The sequence below is a fragment of the Pedobacter sp. genome (assembly GCF_965279535.1).
Lineage (GTDB): Bacteria > Bacteroidota > Bacteroidia > Sphingobacteriales > Sphingobacteriaceae > Pedobacter.
In genome coordinates this window covers 1,966,680-1,990,303 of record NZ_OZ257244.1, presented here as the reverse complement: position 1 = coordinate 1,990,303, position 23,624 = coordinate 1,966,680, and the positions used below count along the sequence as shown (strand labels likewise).

The window sequence follows — 23,624 nt, the reverse complement described above, 5'->3', positions numbered from 1 at the left end:
TTAATGATATGAAATTAGAAAATAAAAACATTGCTATCATTGGAGCAGGGCCAGGCGGACTCACTTTAGCCAGGTTGCTGCAATTGCAAGGCAGAAATGTAAAAGTATACGAACGGGATGCAGGTCCACAGGCACGTGTGCAGGGCTCACCGCTCGATCTGCATGACGATTCAGGTTTGGCTGCACTCAGGAAAGCCGGGTTGATAGAGGCCTTCAGGCTAAATTTTATGCCTGGTGCAGACAAGAAACAAATCATGAATGAAAAAGCTGAAGCGCTCTTTAGCGACCACGAGTTTAAACTGGAAGAGAATTTTGGCGATGAGCATTTTCGCCCTGAGATAGACCGGGGGGTACTTAGAAAAATCTTGCTCGACTCATTGGAGCCAGAGACAATTTGCTGGAATAAGAAGTTTGTAAGCATGGAGCCAAGGCTCGACGGTTGGCAGCTGACTTTCGATGATGGCGGGAAGGAAACAGCAGATCTGGTAATAGCGGCAGATGGTGCTAATTCCCGCATACGCCCTTACCTCACCGATATCAAGCCTTTTTACTCGGGCGTAATGATGCTGGAAGGGAATATTCGTGACGCAGCGCATCGTGCTCCAGCCATACACGCACTGTTGAAGGGAGGTAAGATCATGGCTTTTGGTAAAGAAGAGAACTTATTGCTTGGTCAAAAGGCAAATGACGAAATTGGGTTTTATGCCAGCTTCAAAGCGGATGAAAACTGGCTGGATCAGATCAATCTTGATTGGAGTGACCGGAACAAGCTCCTGACCTGGTTTACAGAAAAATATAGCACATGGGCCCCTGTTTGGAAACAACTCTTTGAGAGCAGCGAGCTGCCGTTAATCCCCAGGCCAATAGGTTGTATGCCACCTGAGCAATCATGGGAATCAAAAAATAATCTCACTATGCTTGGTGACGCTGCGCATGTGATGCCACCTTTTGCCGGAGAGGGGGTAAACATGGCCATGCGGGATGCTCTGGAACTAAGCGAGGCACTGGCTTCGGAAAATTTCAGTACAGTTGGAGAGGCTATTAAAGCGTACGAAAATGAGATGCGAACAAGAGCAGCTGCTGCTGCAAAGGAATCGCTCATCAACGGAGAGATGATGCACTCAAAAGATGCCCTTGAGGTTATGCTCGATTTTTTTAGTGGTCATATCCATTAGATTCTATTTGGCTTAATGCTTCGGGCTGCATTAATTAGAAGGGCTCAAACCACGATAAATTTCGGTTTTTATACCACTCACACATTAATTCATTCTCAATAGTCACCTAAACCGCAAATAGTTGTTTACTAAAAGTAAAGATGCCCGCTATCAAATATTTATTTGAATATCGGGCATCTGAATTTAAATGAGCCGGTTTTGGATATAGAAATATCTAAGCGCTCACACTTAAATGGAATTATTGGAGTGCCAGTTGATCATTTTAATCAGGCAACTTACTAACGGCCCCAGTTTACCTGGATGTTATTTTCGCTGGCATAGGCTTTGCCCTTTTCCATTAATGCGGTATATTTCTGTTCAAAAGCCGCAGCGTATTTCTGGTCTATATCTTTAATTATAGCATCTTTTGATTCCTGGCTGCCCTTTTGATCACATAGTTTGGCATAGGCGAGATACTCGTTCTTGTAAACCGGTATTGTCATTTCGTAAAGCGCTACAGATAAAGCCTTTATTTCTTTTTGCTCATCGCCGGAAGCTGAAAGTTTTTTCACTTTTTCTAACGATTGCTCCAGGTATAAAATCTTATTCTTAACTGTGGTAGTAGCCTCATCACCTTTCTTTTTGCTTGAAGGTATGTTTGGATATTCTTTGGCTTCGTCATCAATATGGCGGGCGAGATCCGGACTGGCGAAATCGTTAATCACATTGGTATTAAGGATGGTAATGTCGAAAAATTTTTCGGGTGTTTCAGCGCATGATGATAATAAAAGAATGCTCATAACTGAAAAAAGGAGGAGGGTTTTCTTTACTGAAAAGTGTAATTTGCTCATGATCTAAAAGGATTTTGCTTAAAATTTTGCATGGAGGCAACAAAGACTAAGCCATTTTTATTACTAAACGTCTGGCTTAGAAACACGTCTGAGACAAGTTATTTTGCTTGAGGTATTTAAAAATATTGCTGAGTTTATTTTGATTCGCCTTGATGAGAGGTATACTGACTTGCAAGACCTACAAAGAATGTTTTTTTATAATACCGTCTTTGGACAAATTACATTTCAGATTGGTTATAGCTGGATGCCATCCTGTTGAGATATCCGTTTTGTAGCTGCTTATCCATTTTACGAATATGCATTCGGGATTAGCGAAAAGATGGTGAAACCTGTCGCATATCAACTACCGCTTGTAATCCCATAGGTTTGTATCGAATTTTAAATGAACAAAACCCACACGCCAGGGTATGTTGGCGCATTTACCTAACATTTAAAATTAATAAAATGAAAAATTTAAAAGGAACGAAAAAGGATTTCTCTTCACTTGAAAACCAAAAACTTACCGATTTATCGTCCATTAATGGAGGAAGAGCATTGGGAGGCTACACCGACATTCAATCTAATGTTTTCGTTGGAGAGGGCTGTATTGAGTATGACCACTATTCGGGCGAAAATGGTACAGGTGAATATCTTTACAGGGAGATCCGTCGTCTGGCACCAGGAGAACCCATTCTTAATTACTAGTATCTGTGTAAATGCAATTTCGCCGATCAATTCCGGTAAAAATTCCATTTAATCACGATCATTGAAAAAGGTAGGGGCTGCCTTCTTTAATGGGGGGCACCCATATCAAAAATATTCAGCGCTTAAGAAAATAGAGATGATTTTAATTATATCCAAGAAGCAGGAGACTACCACGAATGAAGTTATAAAATGGCTTTTGGCAATGGATAAAAAATTCATCCGGGTGGATGAAGATGAAGTGTTTGAGATAAAAACAAATGAAAAACGGATCTATATACAAAGCCATAAAAACTGTTTTTACATCGATGAAATAAACAGTGTTTGGTACAGAAGAGGGGGATTAAAATTTAAGAATTTCAAATATGATAGCCCGGCTGTGAATGTCCACATGCAGGAGCACCAACATTGGTTGCAGGATTATGTGATTAAAAAAATTGAATCAAAAAAACACATCAATAAGCAAAGCAATAGCGCTGTAAATAAGTTATTGGTGTTAGAGCAGGCAAAAAAAGTTGGATTAGATGTTCCGGCGTATTATTTGGCTGAAAATACGGATGAAGTGGTTTTGGATAAAACAATTATAAAGCCGTTAACCGGAAACATAACCATAAATGATTACCAGGATTATGCGGAAAGTATTATGTACACCAACATAATAGAGCATAAAGAAAAAGATAGTTTTTTTATCACATTTTTTCAGGAAAAAATTGAGAAGGATTTCGAAATCAGGAGCTTTTATTTGAATGGGGAGTTCTTTTCAACAGCAATAATGTCTCAAAGTGATGAGCGAACCAAAACCGATTTCAGAAAGTACAATCTTCAAAAGCCTAACCGAAATGTGAGATACAATCTTCCCGTTGAAATTGAAGAGAAAACGCATCAATTAATGCTGTTACTGGATGTAAACTGTGGCTCAATAGATTTTATCAAAAGCGGAGAGAAATTTTATTTTTTAGAGGTAAACACCGTTGGCCAATTTTTAGGGGTTTCAGCCTTGTGTAATTATGCTGCAGAGAGAGCGATAGCCGAATATTTATGAGATACCAAATCGAAGAAAAAAATAAGTTGCCGCTTACATTCAAATTTGTGGATGAATACAGAGGTAAAAAAAATAATCAGAAAGGTAATGATGTACTTTATGGCACATGCAGTTGCTGTAAAACAAACTTTCTTATGCTCGTAAAACCATATAAGCCAATTAGCAGGTTGTTATGAAGTACTTTAATTTATTTAGCGATATTTTGATCACAAAAGGTCTTAACAGGATCCTCATTTCGGATTTACAGCGAAACAGCTCAGAGTTGCAGTCTCTAGAATTGTATGATATTGTTGAAGAGTTGAAATCCAATTCTATTGAGGAAGTATTTGCTTTTTATGATGAAGAATCTAAAGAAATAGTACAAGAATATCTAAACTTTTTATTGGAAAAAGAGTACGGTTTTATAACCGAAAATAATTGGGATGAAAATTTTCCGCCGCTACCCCTAACATTTAAAGAAGCCAGCACAATTTCGAATATATTTATTGAAACTGCTGATTTATTGCTATCGCCACGGCTGGTACAATCTATCGAAAATTTAGGCATAAGACATCTGGTAATCTATTCTGAAAGTGAACTTTCGTTAACATCTTTTTTGAACTTAGAGCGAACATTCAACGACTCATGTTTAGAAAGCATAGAGATTTTCTCTCTGTATCATTCGGGAGTTGATGATGAATTTATAAAAACACTTAATGAGAAATCTGCAAGAATTTACAGCTTGATATTTCATAAATGCGAGAAAGCTCCATTTGAGGTCGCTGATATTTTTAAATTTAACCTGGTTTTTACCAGTCAATATTTAAAAATCAATTCTTGTGGAAAAGTAGACTTAAAATATTTTGACACCAACATATTGAAGGTTTTAGAAGCCGTTAATCATAATTCTTGTCTCAATAAAAAAATAGGTATTGATATAAACGGAAACATCAAAAATTGTCCGGCAATGCCTCAGGTTTTCGGGAACATACATGACATTTCTCTGGAAGATGCGCTAAACGCTAAAGATTTTAAGGCTTACTGGAACATCACCAAAAATGATATCGTGGTTTGCCAGGATTGTGAGTTTAGAAATGTATGTACAGATTGCAGGGCATTCACAGAACGAACACATATAAACCACGCAGGTTTAGACATATCCAAACCATTGAAATGTGGTTACAATCCCGCTACCAATAAATGGGAAGAGTGGAGCACAAACCCACTTAAACAAAAAGCAATGCAGCATTACGGCATTCAGCAACTGGTGCATGCCCATGACGCTTAAAATCCATTTTTAAACCATCAAATGGTAAGGACTGTGGCCTTACCTGCCTGTACAACATAACCAGTACTATTTATTTAAACATTTGGAAAAAACCCTCAGGTAGGCCACTCGTTTTAAGCGGGTGTTTAGCGCAACGTGATTTCGTTAAGCGATGAACACCCGCTTTTTTGCAGTAAGTCAATTGCCGGGGTTTTTCACCAAGATATTGCTGACCGATATTGACCCGATTACAGATTGCATTTGGGTTATTTTTTTACAGCTTTGGGTGCTAGAGTTAAGAACATGCGCTTACCCTCCATTTTGGGCATCAGTTCTACCTTACCCAATTCCTGAAGGGCCTGGGCAAACTTTAAAAGTAGAATTTCACCCTGACTTTTGTAAACAATTGCCCGTCCTTTGAAATGAACGTATGCACGAACCTTTTCTCCACTTTCTAGAAAAGAAGTAGCATGCTTGAGTTTAAACTGAAAATCATGGTCATCCGTGTTTGGACCAAAACGAATATCCTTGATAACGGTTTGTTTGGCCTTTGATTTGATTTCCTTCTGTTTTTTCTTTTGCTCGTAAAGAAATTTACTGTAATCGATAATGCGGCACACAGGAGGTGTGGCATTTGGGGAAATTTCTACCAGATCAAGCCCCTGATCCTGGGCGTTTTTCAAGGCCTCAGCCAATGGGTAAATACCCTGTTCGATGTTTTCTCCAGTTAATCTCACCTCTGTTGAGGTAATAAACTGATTGATTTTGTGTTCCGCTTCCTTTTTTTTGAAGGGCAAGCGTGGGCCCCGATAAAAACCTGCTTTTTTTAATGCCAAATTGATAAAGTTTTAATGAAACAATGTGATCCAAGAGTCGGATCTGGACTATTTCTACAATATACAATTTTTGATGCTGGTTTCCAAATTATAGCCCGGATGATGACGTTATAGTGATCTATGTTTTAGTCAATAATTTTCACACTGATCTAACTATAAAGACCAGAAAACTCAGGCTGAACAGAATTTTCTGTCAAAAACCCATTCCTGTTTTACTTCAACAGGTCCAAAGTGACATATTTTTACCTCATCACTGATATTTCATTTTTTGAATCATTTTTTAATATATATTTGGTTGAATAAATTTAACCAGATATAAAATGTCTACTCCGGGCGAATTAGGTGATGATGTTGACTTATTACTCAAGTTAAAGGAAGGTGATAGGTGTGCGTTCGAAGCGTTGTATAAAAAATATTGGTCATACGTTTATAACAGTGCCTACAAGCGTGTGAAAGATGTTGCGCTTGCAGAGGACATTACTCATGATGTGTTCATCCAGCTTTGGAATGCTCCAAAGGCGACATTTATCTCCAATTTAAAGGGATATCTGTTTATTTCTGCCCGTAATAGGGTGCTTCGATTATTCGAAAGACAGTCGAAATTTGTACCCATTGAGGAGGTACTCGCCGAATTGAAGGAAGGTATTTCTGAAAGCTCCGATGCCAATTTACTCTATCAGGAACTTTCGCAGACTTATGCGGCACTCATATTGGATTTAACACAGCAACAACAAATTATTTATGATTTAAAGTACACGAAGGATTTATCTGCAGATGAAATTGCTCTGATGTTAAAACTCTCTCCAAAGACCGTTCGAAATCAGATCGGAAAGATAAATTATAAGTTGCGTGCCAGCCTTCTTGGTCTGCAATGCATACTTTGGTTTCTTTTTGGATGATTTTTTTGAATTGATAATCAGTGTTTTATAAAATATTTCGCCTGATTTTTATTTTTAAACGGGCATAATCCATTTTCAGGTCTCTTTATTATATAGCCAAATATAATATGAAACTGGATAAGGCCAACTTTGACCAGATATTGCGTAAATATCTCGCTGGTCAGGCAACACAAAGGGAAATTGATTTTCTGCATGCTTACTATAATGCCTTTGAGCAATCGCCTGATTTTACCGATCAGTTATCCAGTTTGGAGAGAAACACACTCGAAAACCAGATCAATGGCCGAATAGCAGCAACGCTTGATACTCCCCTGCCAGTAAAAAAAGTAAACTTCGGATTCTTTAAATATGCAGCTGCAATTTTAGTGGTGGCAACACTATTTACAGCTTACTTCTTCTACACTGAAGGCCAGAACAATCGGCCAACAAAACCCGGAATAGTTAAAACCAGTGTTGTAAATAACAACGATGTCGTTTTGAAACTTTCCAATGGAAAGGAAGTAAAACTCACCAACGATGTACTCAGCAATGCAATAAAGGAAAATGGTGCCACTGTTTTTAGTAACGAACAGGGCGAACTTCAGTATAAAACTGCTGAGGGACAGCCATCGAATGAAAATACCTATAACGAAATTACGATTCCTTACGGCAAGCAATTTAAAATCACTTTAGCAGATGGAACAAATGTTTGGCTAAATGCTGCATCATCCTTAAAATTCCCCGTTGCCTTTAAAGCAAGTGAAAGAACGGTTTATGTAACCGGAGAGGCTTATTTTCAGGTCAGTAAAGATGCATCACGACCGTTCACAGTCCATACCAAACAAAGCCAGATTGTAGTTACGGGAACCGAGTTTAATGTGGCCTCGTATCCGGATAATAATGCGGTGACAACCACCTTGGTTGAAGGAAGTGTGAGGGTAGGGTTCGAAAATCAACAGCTGAAGCTGGCTCCGGGCGAAGTATCAATCAGTAATCTTGCAGGCCAGCCGATCATCAAATCCGAAGCTGAGGTCGAAAATACCATTTCCTGGAAATCTGGATATTTCGTTTTCGATCAACCATTAAAGGAAGTGATGAATATTCTTTCCAGGTATTACGGAGTTCAGATTATACTGGATAAAAAGCTTGGCAATTCGTCCGTAGCCGGAAAATTTTCAAACAAGCGAAGCATCGAACAAATTCTAACCTATATCGGCCAGCTCAAAGGTTTCAGCTTCGGTACCAATGGCAAAACAATCGAAATAAGAAAAATCAATTAATAAAGCTCAATTGTAGGGGTCATGTCTTTTTGTGCATGTGTGATAAAACGATTTATGTAGCTAAAGAGTAAACTAACCAAACCAAATAAATATGCATCAATATTCAGATTATCTCAATCCTGATTAGGGGGTAAAAGACTTTTAAGGGAAGCTCCTTGAAGTATCTTATTTAAAGTAGAATTAACCAAATATTTGCCTAAATCCTTCCATTAAATATGTTTATTAACTATTTACTTAATCACTGCCAGAAGTTACTGGCTAAGTTCACACCAGTGATCCTTACAAAATTTATGGTTATTGTAATGATTTTCACTTTTGTAGAAGCAAGTGCAAAGGCAACTTATGCACAAAGTGTCACGCTTAACCTGAACAAGGCTAGCATGACCGAAATTTTCCAGTCGCTGATGAAGCAAACTGGCTATGAGTTTTTATATGAGCCGGATGAACTTTCTGCTTATAAGAATCAAAGTTTTAATATCAAAAACAAGCCGTTAAAAGAAGTGCTTAACCTGGTATTAAGAGACAAGGCGCTGAGCTACAATATTCAGGATAATGTTGTATTGATAGAGAAAATCAAAAAAGAACAGCAAAAAGTTATCCCTGTGAAAGGGAGGGTGGTAGATGAAACCAATCAGCCGGTTCCCGGTGTGAGTATCCGTTTAAAAGGTGGCGCAGCAATCGGGCAAACCGATAATAACGGAGAGTTTAGTCTCCAGGTTCCAAACGACCAGGTCATTTTGCAGTTTTCGGCCATTGGTTTTGAAACACAGGAAAAACCTGTTGGTGACGGAAACATGAGAATTGTACTCCAGGCTAGTGTTAACAAAATGGAAGAAGTAATCGTAGTGGGTTATGGCACCACCACCAGAAAGAGAATTGCCGGAGCGGTAGACCAGGTGAAGTCTTCTCAGCTAACAAATCGTCCAACTGCCAACCTCACTCAGGCCTTGCAGGGAGCCGCCCCGAGTTTGAGTATTCAGCAACGGAGCATGGATCCCAATGGCAATACCATGAACCTGAATATCAGGGGAGTGAGCACCATGAACAGCAACTCACCGCTCATTGTTATTGATGGACTCATCAGTGATGGAAGCAGCCTGAACAAACTTAATCCTGCAGATGTGGAAAGTGTATCTATTTTGAAGGATGCGGGTTCTTCTGCAATTTATGGTTCCAGGTCTGCAAACGGTGTACTGTTAATTACCACCAAAAAGGGAGCAAAAAATCAGGCACCAACAATCAGATTAGACGGACAAATCGGTACACAGGATCCCAAAATCCTATTCAAACCAGTAACGGGATATCAAAATGCCACCTTAAAAAACTTATCACTAACCAATGTTGGCCTGCCGCCTCAGTTCAGTCCGACACAGATTATGGACTTGTACGAACATGAATCTGAAGAGGATTGGTATTTCAACCAGATTCTGCAATCGGCTACCCAGCAGAACTATAATGTAAATATATCTGGTGGAAGCGACAAAACGACTTATTTGTTTTCCGGAGGATTTTACGATCAGGGGAGTAATTTTGTGGGCGATTATGGCATCAAGCGTTACAACTTGCGTTCCAATATCACTGCAGAATACAAACGTTTTAAGTTTACTTCCATCCTTACCTACACCCGCAATAATTCCAATGCCAGTACGGCCTCAAATGCCATCATCAACTCATCAAGGATTCCAACTTATTACTACTATAAAATGGTGTCTCCAGGTGGAAAATATCTGGTAAACGATGTACTGACAGATCAAAATCCATTGGCTGAGCTGCGAGATGGTGGTTCCATAAAATCGGATAACAACTACTTCAATGTGAACCTCGGTTTAGAAGCAAAGATAATCGATGGGCTGAAGTTACGCGGAGTATTTGGGGCGGATATTTTTTCTGATCACCGTTTTACCCGGAGAAAGCAAATTCCGCTTTTTTCCAGCGAAACTTCCACAGTTCCTTTAGTTTATGTAAATTCTACCCGCAATACCGAAGACTATAATCAGCAGGTTTCCTTGCTCAACTTCCAGCTCTTGCTGGATTATGAAAAGTCTTTTGGCAGACATAGAATTACAGGTTTGTTCGGCGCCACAAACGAATCGTATACACGCCGGGCCAATGAAATCAAGTTTAAGTTTACAGATCCAATCCTTGGTACCCCAACTACAGGGACCGAAATAGACGAAACGGGCAGCTACGGATCGCTGGGCGGAACCACTGAAACCAGTATCAATTCATTGCTTGGGCGCGCAGGATATTCTTTTGCCGACCGCTATACGGCTGAGTTTAACTTCAGGTATGATGGTTCCTCAAAATTTGCCAGGGGATTCAGATGGGGATTCTTTCCCTCAGGATCTTTAGGCTGGTCGCTTTCGGAAGAGCGTTTTATGCAGAAGTATAAAGAGAAGGTCGGTGACTTTAAAATCAGGGGCTCATATGGTTTGTTGGGTAACCAGGATATTGACTCTTATCAGTTCCTTACTTCTTATACACCTTATACCAACGCCTATGGGTTTAATAACACAGGCGTTTCCGGTGCGGGCTTTACCTTTGGAAACTCAAACCTGCAGTGGGAGGTTACCCATACACTGAATATTGGTTTAGATGCCAACTTTTTTAATAAGGCTTTATCAGTATCATTCGATTACTTTAATAAAACCACTAAAGAAATTTTAATTACACCGGAAATTCCTTCAGTATTTGGAACAACGCTGAGTAAAACCAATGCGGGGCAGATGAAAAACCAGGGCTGGGAACTTACCCTTGGTTACCGGTTGAAAACAGGAGATTTCTATCATGACTTTAGCGGGAATGTTGGTGATTCCCGTAACAAAGTGATCAGGTTTGTAGGCGATGAGCAAATTTCTACAGCAGACAATATTAGCAAAATAACTCGCGTAGGCTTGCCATTCAGCTCGTATTATGGGTACAAAATCAGTGGTTTATTCCAGGGGATGGAAGAGATCGAAACTTCTGCACTTCCTGTGGGGATGAGTGCTTCTGACTTGAAACCGGGGGATGTAAAATATACTGACAGAAACGGGGATGGGGTGATTGATTCAAAAGACCGGTTTGTACTGGGAAATGCTTTTCCGCGCTATACGTTCGGATTTAACTATAACCTAACTTATAAAGGTTTCGATTTTGGAATGTTATGGCAGGGTGTTGGTAAAAGGGATATGATGGTTCGCGGAGAGCTTATTGAGCCCTTCCACGAAAATTATTCTTATGTTATTTATCAACACCAGCTCAATTACTGGACACCAACCAACACTGAAGCTACCCAGCCAAGACTATCGCCTCCAGGCGCGGCATCTACGAAGAACAATTACCAAATGGGTTCCGATCTTTACCTCTTCGAGGGAAGTTACATCCGCCTGAAAAATATTCAGTTAGGCTACACCATTCCCTCAAAGCTCTCACAAAAAGTGGGTATCCAAAAATTCAGGGTTTTTGCAAATGCTCAGAATCTGCTCACTTTCAGCGCCAATTCATGGATCGACCCGGAATCGTCAGAGTTTGATTCCAACATGTCTGGCTCTGCAAACAGTGCCAGGAATTATCCAACGCTAAGATATTTTGGATTAGGATTTAACATAGAACTCTAAATGCGAAAGAATATGAACAACAGAAAAAAAATCACAGCATATAGTTTCTTAGGTATTTTATGCTTACTGGTAATAAACGGGTGCAATAAATTAGATACGGTACCTACCAATAAATTTACAGATGCTAACTTCTGGCAATCTGTCGAAAATTCAGAGCAAATGGTCAATATGGCCTATAATCAAATGTTTTCAGCAGACAAGATGTGGAATGATGAAGCCTTGAGCGACAATATTTTCGAGGGCAGAAGCAACACCGCGCAGCGGTCGATCAGAAATGGTACGGCAGATCCAAGTCTCGATCTTTTTAGCGGGGAATGGCAGTGGGGGTACCAGGGCATTAAAAGCTGCCATGTGTATTTGGCTAACATCGATAATGTTCCCGGAATGGACCCTGCTTTAAAAAACAGAAGAAAAGCAGAAATCCGATTCATCAGGGCTTCAATCTATTTCAGGCTCACCAACTTTTACGGTGCGGTGCCCTTTTTTACGCAGGACATTAGCCTTGATGAAGCAAATCAAATGACAAGGACGCCAAGGGCCACCATCATGAATTTTATTCATCAGGAACTGGATGAAATTATTCCGGTGCTTCCAAAACGGGAAAGTTTATCTGCCGCAGAAAACGGCCGGATCACCAAAGGTGCAGCATGCGCATTTCAGGCCAGGGCCTATTTGTACGAAAGCAACTGGGCCAAAACCGCTGAGTACTGTCAGAAACTGATCAGCAATTCAGCTGAGTTTGGAAGCTATTCTCTTTTTCCTAGCTACGCAGGCATTTTTACTGCTGCAAATGAATATAACAGCGAGGTTATTTTAGATTATGGTTATGTACCATCTTTAAAAATGTGGTCCAAATTTTACGATGCTGCGCCGCTTTCAGCAGGGGCCAGGCTTAACGCTTACGCACCTTTGCAAGGACTGGTCAATAATTACATTACTTTAAATGGGACGAGTATTGATAAGGATCCAAGCTATAATTCTGCGAACCCTTATGTTAACCGCGATCCAAGAATGGCCGCTTCTATCGTTTTTCATGGTGGTAAATGGATCAATTTCAATGGCACTGAATCTACCATCTACATCAGGCCAGGTACGGGTAACAACGGCACAGAACGCATGGACAACTACGTAAGCGCGAGCTCAAACTCTACCTCGACGGGTTATTACATCAAAAAATATTATGATCAAACTGCTACCGCAACTTTCGATGCCGGACTTAACATCATCATGTATCGCTACGCTGACATTTTATTAATGTATGCAGAAGCCAAATTTGAGCAGGGCCAGATGGATGAAACCGTTTGGAACCAGACGATAAGAAGCATCCGTACAAGGGCTGGGTTTACAGCTGCCACAGCGTTAAATTTTCCTTCCACCTTATCTCAAACAGATATGAGAAGGCTGATTCGGGATGAGCGCCGTTCTGAACTGGCTTTAGAAGGACTGCGTTATTTTGATGTCATCCGCTGGAAAGCTGGTAGTCAATATCTTAACGGTTATGTTTATGGCGCCAGATTTATTAACAATAACACCGAAGACATCCGGTTGGATAACCGGAGATTTGATGAGTCAAGAGATTATTTATGGTCTGTTCCACGCTCTCAGATGGATCTGAACAGCAATTTACAACCAAACAACCCTGGCTATGCAAACTAATTTTAAGGAATTCAAAAAAATTAATATGAAAACACAACTCAATATTCTGCTTTTCTTTTTTGTGGTAACCCTGTTCGCCGCCTGTAAATCTGATGATATGATTTACAAAGATGCGAATGTTAGTCCGGTAAATGCTTTGTACGAGCCGGTGAACAATAAAACCATTAAGCTTCTTTCTTCAGCATCAGCATCCTTGTATTTCAACTGGGAAGCGGTAAGGGTAGAGGATAGTGGTGCTGCACTTTATGAAGTAATTTTTGATAAAGTGGGCGGCGATTTCAGTAAACCTATCTTTCGCACAACCTCCGACAATAACGGTTACGCTAATGGAGCAACTATTACCCATAAAGTGTTGAACAAAATCGCCTCTTTAGCCGGCATAGAACCCGGTGCCACCGGAAATTTAATATGGACGGTAGCATCATCAAGGGGAATAAAAAGCGTAATGTCGGCCGAGAAAAGAACCATCAGCATTACAAGTCTGAACGGATTTGTTGATATTCCGGATGAAGTTTTCATCACTGGTGAAGGGTCAGAAGGAGGAGCAACGCTTTCAGCTGCCCTGCCATTTAAGCTCACTGCTGCCGGAGAGTTTGAGATTTACACCAAACTTGAGGCCGGAAAATCTTATTATTTTGTAGATAGAAAAGCAGGTACCCCACGTATTTTCTATACAAGTGATAACGCCACATTAAAGGAGGCAACACAAACTGCTACCATTACACCGTCAAAAACTGCTGTTTACCGGATTAATCTTGATTTCTCGACAGCTACACTTTCCTACACCGAAATCAAAAGTGTTGGTCTTTGGTTCTCTCCAAATAATGCGATCATTCTAAACATGCCATATCAGGGTAAGGGCGTTTGGAGTGGTACCGGAGTAATTAATTTCAGAGTAGAAAGTTGGGGAAAAGACCAGCGCTACAAATTCCAGGCTGTTACCTCGGTCAATGGAAATGATGTAACCAAGCAGTTTGGGACTTTAAACGGAACCGATTCGCCTCCTAATGATGGATCAGCGCCATCGTATTATTTTGTTAAACTTCTTGCAAACGTTACCCAGTGGGATGATAAATGGAAGTTTGCTGATAAGGTAGATGGAAAATCAAATACCATTTCTTTGATATTGAAAGGCGATGCAGATTATACCCATACTGTTAAAGTTAATTAGAAATTCAGTTGCGAAAGGTGCTTAGCCTTTCGCGGCTTCAAAAAATAAGTTATGAAGATATTTTCAATATTACTGATCGGATCTTTGTTTGTATGTAGCTGTAGTAAAATAACAGATGATTACCGCTATGAGCAACCACAGGCAGTAGATTGGACCGCTGCAGCGAACAATAGCACGAATGCGTTAATCACTCAGTTCTGGAACAATGATGGCTACTTTAATTACGGTAGCAATGGCTCTGACAAGGGCTTTCAATACTGGCCGAATGCCCATGCTATGGATGTGCTAATCGATGCCTACATCAGAACAGGGAATGATACCTATAAACCATATTTCGATAAATGGTTTACCGGTGTGAAGGCAAAAAACGGTGGAACCTATCTCAATGTATTTTATGACGATATGGAATGGAATGCCTTAACCATGTTGAGGTTGTACCAGGTAACCAAGGACGAAAAATACCTCACAGCGGTAAAAACCTTGTGGACGGATATCATTGCCGGATGGAATGACACCTATGCAGGAGGTGGAGTAGCCTGGATGAAAACACAGCCATACAGTAAGAACGCATGCTCTAACGGACCAGCGAGTTTACTTGCAATCCGCCTGTTCGCCCTTACCAAGGAGGAAAACTATAAACAATGGGCCCTTAAAATTTATGAATGGCAAAAAAACACCCTGTTTGAAAGGGTAAGCGGCGCGGTTTATGACAACATCAATGGTAATACTAACGTAATCAGCCAAGTGGCGCTTACTTACAATCAAGGTACATTTATGGCTTCGGCTGTGGAAATTTATCGGGTAACGGGCGACAAAGCATACCTGAATGATGCGCAAAAAGCAGCCAATTACACTTTAACTAAATGCATCGATTCCAGTAACAACATTTTAAGAAATGAGGGTACCGGAGATAATGCATTATTCAAAGGGATTTTTATGCGCTATTTTCTCATTTTACTTCAGCAAAGTGATCTGAATGAAGCCTACAGGGTTAAATTTGAAACCTTTTTTAACAACAATGCTCAGATTGCCTGGACTAAAGGCAACTATCCTAAAACGGTGCTGTTCGGCCCGTCCTGGAATGAACCGCCATTGGGAGAAACACAACTTACAGCCCAAACCAGTGGTTGCATGATGATAGAAGCGAAAGCAGCTTTCAAAAAATAACAGGTAACTACTAAGCATTTCGATTAAAACCGAATATTACTGCGTAGGTCACCTTGTTAAAGCGCCCGGAATTTTTTCCGGGCGCTTTGCTTTTTCACTGATAGCTGAAAATTATCCTGTTTCTTAAATAATAAGGTTGTTAATAGTGTCTAATTGAGGTAATGCATGATTCCGGTTAGGCAAGGGGGATGAAGAAAATTAAGTAAGCGAAGACCTGGCAGGCCAGGAAAGGGGCGGTTTACTCATTTACAGGAGGTGCTATCTTTTAATGATGATATCCTCCATCACCAGCATATCCATCTGGGTTCTTAAAAAGCAGTCTAAGGCTTCTTCAGGAGTGTTAACGATGGGTTCGTTTTCATTAAAAGAAGTGTTTAACAGTATTGGAGTATCTGTTTTCTGATAAAAGGACTGGATAAGGGCATGATAGCGCGCATCACTTCCTGTATGTACGGTTTGGAGTCTGCCAGTGCCATCTAAATGGGTTACTGCAGGGATTTCCGAATGTTTCTCTGCCTTAATTTTAAACACCTTTTCCATAAAGGGAACATCATCAACCTGCTCAAAATAATCCGCTACATATTCAGAAAGAATAGAGGGGGCAAAAGGACGGAAAGATTCTCTCCGCTTGATCTTTGAGTTTAAAATCTCTTTTGCGTGATTGTTCCGGGGATCAGCGAGAATGGAGCGATGGCCTAATGCTCTGGGGCCGAATTCAGCTCTTCCCTGAAACCAGCCCACCACACCCTCATTGATTAAACAATTAACTATCTGATCATAAAAAGTAGTTCCGCTCAGTTTTTGGTAACTGATTTTCCTTCTGTTTAGCAATTCTTCAATGTAGGCATTGTCAAACTTGCTTCCAAAATAGCCATGGAGCATTGGGGCGGTTCTGGGTTTTTTCTCCAGCTGATTATAACACCATAGCGCTGCACCAATAGCAGTTCCGGCATCGTGCCCTGCAGGTGGAATATAGATATTCTTAAAAGGGGTATTTAATTTGATTTTTCCATTGGCAACCGAGTTTTGTGCTACTCCACCCGCTATACACACGTTGTTCAATCCGGTTTTTTGCTGAAGATGGTTTAAAATGTGGAAAAGGACTTCTTCACATACCTGTTGGACAGAGGCGGCCAAATCCTGATGATAGACTGTAATGGGTTCTTTAGTTTCCCTGGGTTTACCCAGTAATTCAATCAGTTCATTTGTAAAAAGCACATCCATGTGAGGAGACCCGTCTTCCCAACTCATTTTCACGCCTTTTTTGGGGTGATTAAAATATTGAAGATTTAATCTGAACAATCCATTGGGAAGTAATTCTACCAGAGACCTGATCTTTTCAACGTATTTGGGGCTGCCATAAGGGGCAAGGCCCATTACTTTATACTCATCTCCATAATGCGGAAAGCCCAGAAACTGGGTTAGCGCGGTATAAAAAACACCTAATGAATGTGGGTAAGAAACCGTGTCCATCACTTCAATCTGATTTCCTTTTCCTGTTGCCGTCATCGTACTGCTGAAGTCGCCAAAACCATCAATCGATAGTATAGCCGACTCTTCAAAGGGAGAAGCAAAAAAAGCACTGGCCAGATGAGCCCTGTGGTGTTCTACATTAATTATTTTGCCATTGAGTGCAGTCGGATCTATGGAAAACAACGCAGCAATTTCTTCCTGTATACTCCCTGCTTTTTTCAGATTTTTCATCCTGTCGAGGATATTTCTCCAACTTAACCTGTTTTTTAGGGCAGTAATGATTTTTCGCTTAAAATTGGCCTTTGGATCCCTGGAAATGGCAATGTAATCCACTTCTGCAATGCTGATATTCGCTTCCTTTAAACAAAATTCAATGGCCATAGCTGGGAAACCAGCCCAATGTTTAATGCGCCTGAAACGTTCTTCCTCAGAGGCAGCTATAATTTCACCGTTTTTATATATGCAGGCCGATGAATCTCCGTGGTAGGCATTAAGGCCTAAGATGTACATGGGATGGGAATTGGGTTTTAGGGATTTGTTATTCTACTTGCTGGCAAATTGCAACTGTTTGCGGGAGGATTGGCATACTATCCAAATGCTATCATCAACACTCCATGCTAAGCCTGTACTGTGGGATTTCTTTTGGTATTGCGTTTAATCCAAAAATACAGCATGATGAAGATGATGATATATACCAGCACATTGAAAATCTCATGATGGTATTCGAAATAGTTGCGCTGGCTTTGGAAGAAACCAAATAGCAGGCCTAATCCTGCAATTCTACCGATATTTAACAGATAGATCGAGATTAAACCGATAACAAGCATTTTTAAAGTTGATTTCCAGGGAGCCGGAAAGGCCAGTACAAAGGCCGCTAAAAAGCTCATTACACCAAGTCCAAGGCAGGAGTAATTGATTCTCAGGTAAGGGCCATTTACCACCAGAACATCCATGTCATTGTGGATGGCGTAGAAACCAAACAATTTAATGATCCACACTGCCGGTTTAATCAAGGCTGTTTTAAGCCCCTGGATATAGTTGAAGTGTTCTGCAATGTAAGGGTTGTAAAAACGTCCTCCTTCGCTCATTACACTGTTCATAAACAGGTTCCCCTGGCTAAATAAGATGTACAATACAAAGAGGGCGATGATAAACTGAATAGATTTTTTATTGGCTTGTTTCCGGGCTTGTTCGGGAGTGATTTCGTTCATATTAATCTGATCTTGCTTTTAAATAACTGATTTTCTTATCTATCTGTTTTCTAAACCATAAGCTGTGAAGGTAATGGAAGCGAATGCCTGTTTTACCGTCTAATATACCAAGTTTAAATAACATCCTGTAGCTAAAGTAAAGGTAAGGGCGGATGTGCAGGGGTAAATTCCACCATAATTTCTTCAGCCAGGCTCTTTTTTCGTCGGGATTTCCAAATAGGTTTGGCCTCAATGTTTGTGTTCTTAACTTTTGCATGCGTTCAAGCTCCTCTTTTGCTACTAAAGTACTGTAACGCTCGTGCTTATCTAACCAGAAATTAAGGTCGTTCTCTTTTAAATTTTCCTCAATAATATAGCCGTCTTTCCAAATAATAGTTTTGCCTGGTACAATGAAACGATGGTCCATATTTTCATTGAGATCTGAATAACCTTTTCCCGTTCTAAACATTTTGAGGAGATAAAAAGGAAAGTAACCTCCATAGCGGATCCAGCTTCCCTGAAAATAATTTTTCCGGTTAAAGTAAATGCCATCTACATTTTGATAGTCCTGATCTTTGAAATGTTGTAGATACCTGAGCAGCTCTGGCGAAACTTGCTGATCGGCATCCAGTCCAACAATCCAGGGGGTTTTGATGTCGAAATGCTTCAGGGCATGATCCCACTGCTGTGGATGATTTACAAAAGGATGGTGCTGGATCTCAGCCTGGTATTCTTTCGCTATTGCCAAGGTTTTATCTGTACTTCCGCTATCCAGGACGAATATTGGGGCATCCAGTTCCCTAATCGAATCTAACAATCGCGGAAGATGAATTTCTTCGTTAAAGGTTAAGATGATAAAGCTAAAATGGGGATTCATTTTTAGATAGGGTTGCTAGCCTTTAAGTACCTTTTGATACATCATGAGATACTGATTAATCAAGACCTGATCATTAAAATCCTGCCGGATCAAACCGGGCGCTTTTTTTCTGATTTCCTGTCGTTTGCTGATATCCTGGTACGCCAGCTCTATTTGTGCTTTTATTGCTGAGGGATCCAGTTTACAGGTATACCCCAGGTTTTTCTGTTGTACGTAATCAGATAAACCTACCTGATCAGAGATTAATACAGGCGTTCCCACGCTGAGGCTTTCCAAAACCACATTAGCAAAGTTCTCATTATAGGAGGGAAGTATTAATAAATCGTGTTGATTTAAAAGCTCAAATTTATCATCGTTCCTAACCTGACCAATCCAGGCTATTTTGGAACCAATAGAAAGATCTTCAACTCTTTTTTTTAAGCTTTCAATATAAAGTGGCTCACCATTTCCTGCTATGGTTAATCTCCAGGGTATTTCTAATCTGGCAACTGCTGCGATCAATAGTTCTAATCCCTTTTTTTGCTCAATGCGAGATAAAAAGATAAGCTCAAAAACAGAAGATTTTGCGCTCAGGAAAACATCGGCTTTAACTTCTGGTAAACTTATTAAATTGGAAATAACATAAATGCTCCGGGGCTTTATTATTTTAAGTACATCGCTTTTTTCCTGCTCACTGGTAGCGTGGATATGACAGTATTCTAGCAGCCTTTTACCCATCAGGGTTTGAAAGATATTTTTAACCCAACCATTTCTATTCAATTGGCTATACGCGGTAATCATCCCCCGTGGAGAGAGTACAACAGGAACACCGTATCTCTTTGCTATCCAACAGCTCAGTACAGAAACGAGGTTCCACCAGGCGTGGATGTGCAGAATGGTATTTTCTTGCTTTCGTTGGGTAAGTGCTTTTCGCAGATGTTTTAACAAGCTGGGAGAAAAGTGTGAGTGATCCTTAGTTAAGCGATTAAAATAAGTAACCCTTACCCCATCCACCCAAAGTGGTACTGAAACCTCAACATCCAGTTCTGATTTTCCATTTGCAGTTGTAGTTAATACCTCCGTTATAACATGCTCTTCGTGGGATGATAGTACCTCACACAGTTTGGCTACACTGTAAATGGGGCCACCGTAGAGGTAAGCAGGTTTGTAGGAAGGGCTGAGCTGGAGGATTTTCAAGAGATGTATTTAAACTTTAAAAAGAATTCCTTTGGCTTTAAATATTAGTTTTATTAAATACATGGTAACGAGGCTCCAAAACACTGCATTGAAAAGAAACTCGAAACTATTTCCCCGCCAAAGAATTTGAAAAAGACCTGCAAACATAACTGCTGTTCCCATGAAATATCCTCCAAACCATAACTCTGCCAGTTCTGAAAGTTTTTGTGCAATGTACCCGTAAAGAAAAAGTCCAATCCAGATACCAATCATCCCGTAAGAGAGATAACAATCAACAATAAATGCAGGTTTAGCAGAAACATTTGATGAAGGATCGACCACTCCAGCGTTATATACCCTTGTCATAACTAATTGCTCCACATTGGGCTTTCCTGGCCAAAAAAAACGCGGTATAATTGTTTTAATGGCGTCCTTAACAAGGGTTGTATTGTAATAAGGAACAAACGTCGGCGTAGATTCAGTGAAACGAATAAACATCTCAATTTCGGATAGTCGTATTGTCAAAAAGCTCCAATTGTCCTCTCTCAAATCTTTCACAAGATTGTCACTATTTACGATTCGATTAATACTTTCATTACGAGCGGTAAGCGGATCGACCCCCTTACCTACCATTCTTCTGAAGTTCCCAATGAAAGTTGGCAAAACTAAAAACAGTGCAATTAACAAAGTAATAAAAAGCGGTATTAACTTTTTGCCAAAGATCGGTAGCAGAAAAATTCCCAACAACAAGAAGCATATAATGATGGGTTCTTTAAAACCTGATGTTAACGCTGCTAAAAGGTTTAATAAAAACAGAATTCCTCCGCCCCAAATATTTATCTTTTTATGTTCTCGGATTGCGAAAGCTAATGCGATTGTTCCGGTTACAAAGCTTAAACCACTAAGTTGAACACTGAATTGGCTCAAGGAGCTAAATTTGAAAAAAAAATAACCTAATGGTAAACAAGAAATGGAAATACCTAAAAGCAGATTACTCATTGATGGAGTATAAATCCTGTAACGCTTTTCGCTAGCATATCTCATCCCTGCCAGTAGACCATGGGCAAATGCGGCGTGTCCGAGCACATAATAGCGTTGACACTTTGCGATCGATTCATAAACATCACCAAACATTAGAGGCCTATTTCCAACATAGGTGAGATATTCGTATCCTAAGGCATGGATGTAATAGAAAATCGAAGTAGTGGCCATATAACCAGCGAAAATAATCTGCAGGAAGAACATGGGCCTTAATAATTGCTCAACAATTGGCAGATCTGAAGGGAGTGGTTTGATTAGTCCTCTGTAGCAAACATAGAAAATAAAAAAGGAGCCTGCCCAAGCTAATATATAGGAACTATGCGGGAAGCTCTTCAAAAATAAAGCAATGACAAAAGGAAGATAGAGTAATAAGTAATTAACGTGTTTAGTTGGTTGCATCTAATTCATTTAAAATTGCCGTGGCTTGTTTTTCATAATTCCAGCTCGAAATGATGGCCTTGCTTTGCCTACCCATCTCCAGAAGAACCTCCTTATTTTTTGTTAAAAGCTTTAATTTGCTTTTAAGCGATTCCGAATTATCGAATTGAAAAATCGCACCATTCCGGCCTTCTTTAACTAAATCGATAGCACAACCTACATTGGAAGATGTAAGAATAGCATTTCCTCCTGCCATCGCTTCATTTATCGCCAAGCCCCAGGTTTCATTTTTAGAAGGCAAGCAAGTCAAATCACTTGCTTGATAGAAGATAGGCATCTGATTTTGATTTTGAAATTCTAAAAAATGTATCCGTTCATGCGCTTTTGCTTTCACCATTAATTCATTTTTTAAAGGTCCATCGCCAACATAAATCAAATGTGTATGTGGAAGATTCAAGCTAATAAAACTATTCAGAAGTAAATCAGGTTGTTTGTTTTCATCTAACTTACCCACAAAAAGTATCATAATGTCATCTTTACTTAAATTGATGGATTGTCGGAAAGATAAAGCTTCTGCTCTTCTATCTGCGGTGAAGCGTTCATTGTCTACGGCATGTGGAGCGAAACGAAGCTGCTCGATTTTCATTCCTGCATTTAAAAAGTAGGCTTTATTCGCAGTTCCTACATAGAAAGCTATGTCAACGTGTTTGTATACCCACTTCAGGAATTGGTTACGCAGAAGCTTTTTAATGCCAGTTTGATTAGTTATCAATGTAGAATCACCGCGGAACCAAACAGGTATTTTTCCCTTAAAATTAATAAGAACCTTTAAGTGGCTTTTGTATGCCCATCCATAAACCAATAAGGCATGTGGGTTAAAAGTATTGATCCTTGAAAAAAGCGTAGGGTTAATAATTCCATTAAAATTATCGGTACTTGCATTTTGTGCAGAATTTGGAACGAATTCGTACTCGTAACCATCAAGTAAGGGAATATCCCATTTAATTTCTCTCCCAAAGCCGCTTTCGAATTGACTTTCATTTACTCCACCTCCAGCAGTGTAAAATACTTTCAGATCGATACTCTTTGCCAGCAACTTAAATAGTGGGGCATAGTATTGAATGGGGTGGGATGTTACAATAGCTAACCTCTTCATTAATTGGGAAATGCTATAATCTCTGCCCCTTTAATCGTCTCTTTGTAAATAAATTCAACTCGTTCTCCGTAACCATCTACCTCGTAAAGCTTATAGTTCAGTTCATCAAAGAAGCTAAATATGTCAGCTGGATTATCATTCATCTTTAATTGATAATTTCGGTCGTATTCAAAATTGATGATTGGACGTGAATTGATGATCGTCTCTTTCAACCCTTTCAATACCTCATGTTCATAGCCTTCGACATCAATTTTAATGAAGTTTACATTGCCTATTTTTTTATTATCAACATAATCATCACCTTTTAAACAGTGGATATAGGTATTGGCTTTTCCATGTGTTAGTAATGTGTAGGCTCCTGGATTTCTTATTGAAGGGTCGACATGAATATGAATGGTTTTACTTTCATTTCCCAATGCTATTTGCTCTGTTTGGATATGTTTGAAAGTATTAAAAGAAAGGTTCATAATTAAGGCCTGATAATTCACCAGAATTGGCTCAAAGGCAAAAACCCTACCTTTATGGCCCACTAGTTCTGCGAAATAGAGCGTGTGAAATCCAATATTAGCTCCAATATCCAATACACAATCACCTGGCCTAATCAATTGTCTGAACTGGCTTTTTAAATAGGGTTCGTAATCTCCGGTATAATAAATACATGCATCAATGAAGTTCTTGGTATCTACCTCAAGGGTAAAGCTCCCTGCCAATGGCTTAGTGGTGGTTCTATAAGGTGACAGTTGTTGTTTATTATAAATCCACATAAATAATCTGAATTGTCCCTTAAACAGCT

19 protein-coding genes are annotated in these 23,624 nt (G+C 39.8%); 10 read left to right on the top strand and 9 right to left on the bottom strand.

Going from position 1 to position 23,624, the window contains the following annotated elements:
• The first annotated feature begins 8 nt into the window (after nucleotides 1–8).
• On the top strand, nucleotides 9–1,175 hold the full coding sequence (locus ACQY77_RS07915) for an FAD-dependent oxidoreductase (protein ID WP_421938518.1): 1,167 nt from the start codon (nucleotides 9–11) through the stop codon (nucleotides 1,173–1,175).
• 278 nt (nucleotides 1,176–1,453) lie between these two features.
• On the opposite strand, the gene ACQY77_RS07910 is transcribed toward ACQY77_RS07915, so the two are convergent.
• On the bottom strand, nucleotides 1,454–2,005 hold the full coding sequence (locus tag ACQY77_RS07910; protein WP_421938519.1) for a hypothetical protein: 552 nt from the start codon (nucleotides 2,003–2,005) through the stop codon (nucleotides 1,454–1,456).
• A gap of 444 nt (nucleotides 2,006–2,449) precedes the next feature.
• On the opposite strand from ACQY77_RS07910, the gene ACQY77_RS07905 reads away from it, so the two are divergent.
• The 3 genes from ACQY77_RS07905 (at nucleotide 2,450) to gwsS (ending at nucleotide 4,995) form a co-directional block, all read left to right on the top strand.
• Nucleotides 2,450–2,689 (top strand): TIGR04139 family peptide modification target, encoded by a 240-nt coding sequence (locus ACQY77_RS07905; RefSeq protein ID WP_421938520.1) that lies wholly within the window; start codon nucleotides 2,450–2,452, stop codon nucleotides 2,687–2,689.
• A gap of 61 nt (nucleotides 2,690–2,750) precedes the next feature.
• The gene (gene gwsG / locus ACQY77_RS07900) at nucleotides 2,751–3,728 is read left to right on the top strand and encodes a grasp-with-spasm system ATP-grasp peptide maturase (protein WP_421938521.1); all 978 of its coding nucleotides are present in this window, start codon (nucleotides 2,751–2,753) and stop codon (nucleotides 3,726–3,728) included.
• Between the two features lie 172 nt (nucleotides 3,729–3,900).
• The gene (gene gwsS, locus ACQY77_RS07895; protein ID WP_421938522.1) at nucleotides 3,901–4,995 is read left to right on the top strand and encodes a grasp-with-spasm system SPASM domain peptide maturase; all 1,095 of its coding nucleotides are present in this window, start codon (nucleotides 3,901–3,903) and stop codon (nucleotides 4,993–4,995) included.
• Nucleotides 4,996–5,240: 245 nt separating this feature from the next.
• On the opposite strand, the gene infC is transcribed toward gwsS, so the two are convergent.
• Nucleotides 5,241–5,810, bottom strand: a complete 570-nt coding sequence (infC, locus tag ACQY77_RS07890) for a translation initiation factor IF-3 (protein WP_421938523.1) — start codon at nucleotides 5,808–5,810, stop codon at nucleotides 5,241–5,243.
• Nucleotides 5,811–6,130: 320 nt separating this feature from the next.
• On the opposite strand from infC, the gene ACQY77_RS07885 reads away from it, so the two are divergent.
• From ACQY77_RS07885 to ACQY77_RS07860, 6 genes are all read left to right on the top strand, one after another.
• Complete coding sequence (locus ACQY77_RS07885; protein ID WP_421938524.1) at nucleotides 6,131–6,709, top strand: RNA polymerase sigma factor; 579 nt, start codon at nucleotides 6,131–6,133, stop codon at nucleotides 6,707–6,709.
• 107 nt (nucleotides 6,710–6,816) lie between these two features.
• Nucleotides 6,817–7,968: a FecR family protein gene (locus ACQY77_RS07880; RefSeq protein ID WP_421938525.1), complete on the top strand. Its 1,152-nt coding sequence runs from the start codon at nucleotides 6,817–6,819 to the stop codon at nucleotides 7,966–7,968.
• 215 nt (nucleotides 7,969–8,183) lie between these two features.
• Nucleotides 8,184–11,567 (top strand): TonB-dependent receptor, encoded by a 3,384-nt coding sequence (locus tag ACQY77_RS07875; protein WP_421938526.1) that lies wholly within the window; start codon nucleotides 8,184–8,186, stop codon nucleotides 11,565–11,567.
• Nucleotides 11,568–11,579: 12 nt separating this feature from the next.
• A complete protein-coding gene (locus ACQY77_RS07870) occupies nucleotides 11,580–13,223 on the top strand; it encodes a RagB/SusD family nutrient uptake outer membrane protein (protein ID WP_421938527.1) in 1,644 nt (547 codons plus the stop codon).
• A gap of 25 nt (nucleotides 13,224–13,248) precedes the next feature.
• Nucleotides 13,249–14,394 (top strand): SusE domain-containing protein, encoded by a 1,146-nt coding sequence (locus ACQY77_RS07865; protein ID WP_421938528.1) that lies wholly within the window; start codon nucleotides 13,249–13,251, stop codon nucleotides 14,392–14,394.
• Between the two features lie 51 nt (nucleotides 14,395–14,445).
• Complete coding sequence (locus tag ACQY77_RS07860; RefSeq protein WP_421938529.1) at nucleotides 14,446–15,561, top strand: glycoside hydrolase family 76 protein; 1,116 nt, start codon at nucleotides 14,446–14,448, stop codon at nucleotides 15,559–15,561.
• Between the two features lie 258 nt (nucleotides 15,562–15,819).
• Here the strand turns inward: ACQY77_RS07860 and ACQY77_RS07855 are convergent, their stop codons facing one another.
• From ACQY77_RS07855 to ACQY77_RS07825, 7 genes are all read right to left on the bottom strand, one after another.
• Nucleotides 15,820–17,544, bottom strand: coding sequence for a carbamoyltransferase (locus ACQY77_RS07855; RefSeq protein ID WP_421938530.1), 1,725 nt, complete (start codon nucleotides 17,542–17,544; stop codon nucleotides 15,820–15,822).
• Nucleotides 17,545–17,651: 107 nt separating this feature from the next.
• A complete protein-coding gene (xrtY, locus tag ACQY77_RS07850; protein WP_421938531.1) occupies nucleotides 17,652–18,245 on the bottom strand; it encodes an exosortase Y in 594 nt (197 codons plus the stop codon).
• Nucleotide 18,246: 1 nt separating this feature from the next.
• Nucleotides 18,247–19,101: a glycosyltransferase family 2 protein gene (locus ACQY77_RS07845; protein ID WP_421938532.1), complete on the bottom strand. Its 855-nt coding sequence runs from the start codon at nucleotides 19,099–19,101 to the stop codon at nucleotides 18,247–18,249.
• A gap of 15 nt (nucleotides 19,102–19,116) precedes the next feature.
• Nucleotides 19,117–20,277 (bottom strand): XrtY-associated glycosyltransferase XYAG1, encoded by a 1,161-nt coding sequence (locus tag ACQY77_RS07840; RefSeq protein WP_421938533.1) that lies wholly within the window; start codon nucleotides 20,275–20,277, stop codon nucleotides 19,117–19,119.
• A gap of 9 nt (nucleotides 20,278–20,286) precedes the next feature.
• Nucleotides 20,287–21,696, bottom strand: a complete 1,410-nt coding sequence (locus tag ACQY77_RS07835; RefSeq protein ID WP_421938534.1) for an exosortase Y-associated Wzy-like protein — start codon at nucleotides 21,694–21,696, stop codon at nucleotides 20,287–20,289.
• Entirely contained in the window at nucleotides 21,683–22,831 is a 1,149-nt protein-coding gene (locus ACQY77_RS07830) for a glycosyltransferase family 4 protein (protein WP_421938535.1), read from the bottom strand. Before ACQY77_RS07830 ends, ACQY77_RS07835 begins: the two co-directional genes overlap by 14 nt.
• Nucleotides 22,831–23,595: an FkbM family methyltransferase gene (locus ACQY77_RS07825; protein ID WP_421938536.1), complete on the bottom strand. Its 765-nt coding sequence runs from the start codon at nucleotides 23,593–23,595 to the stop codon at nucleotides 22,831–22,833. The genes ACQY77_RS07830 and ACQY77_RS07825 overlap by 1 nt, the downstream gene beginning before the upstream one ends.
• Nucleotides 23,596–23,624: the final 29 nt, after the last annotated feature.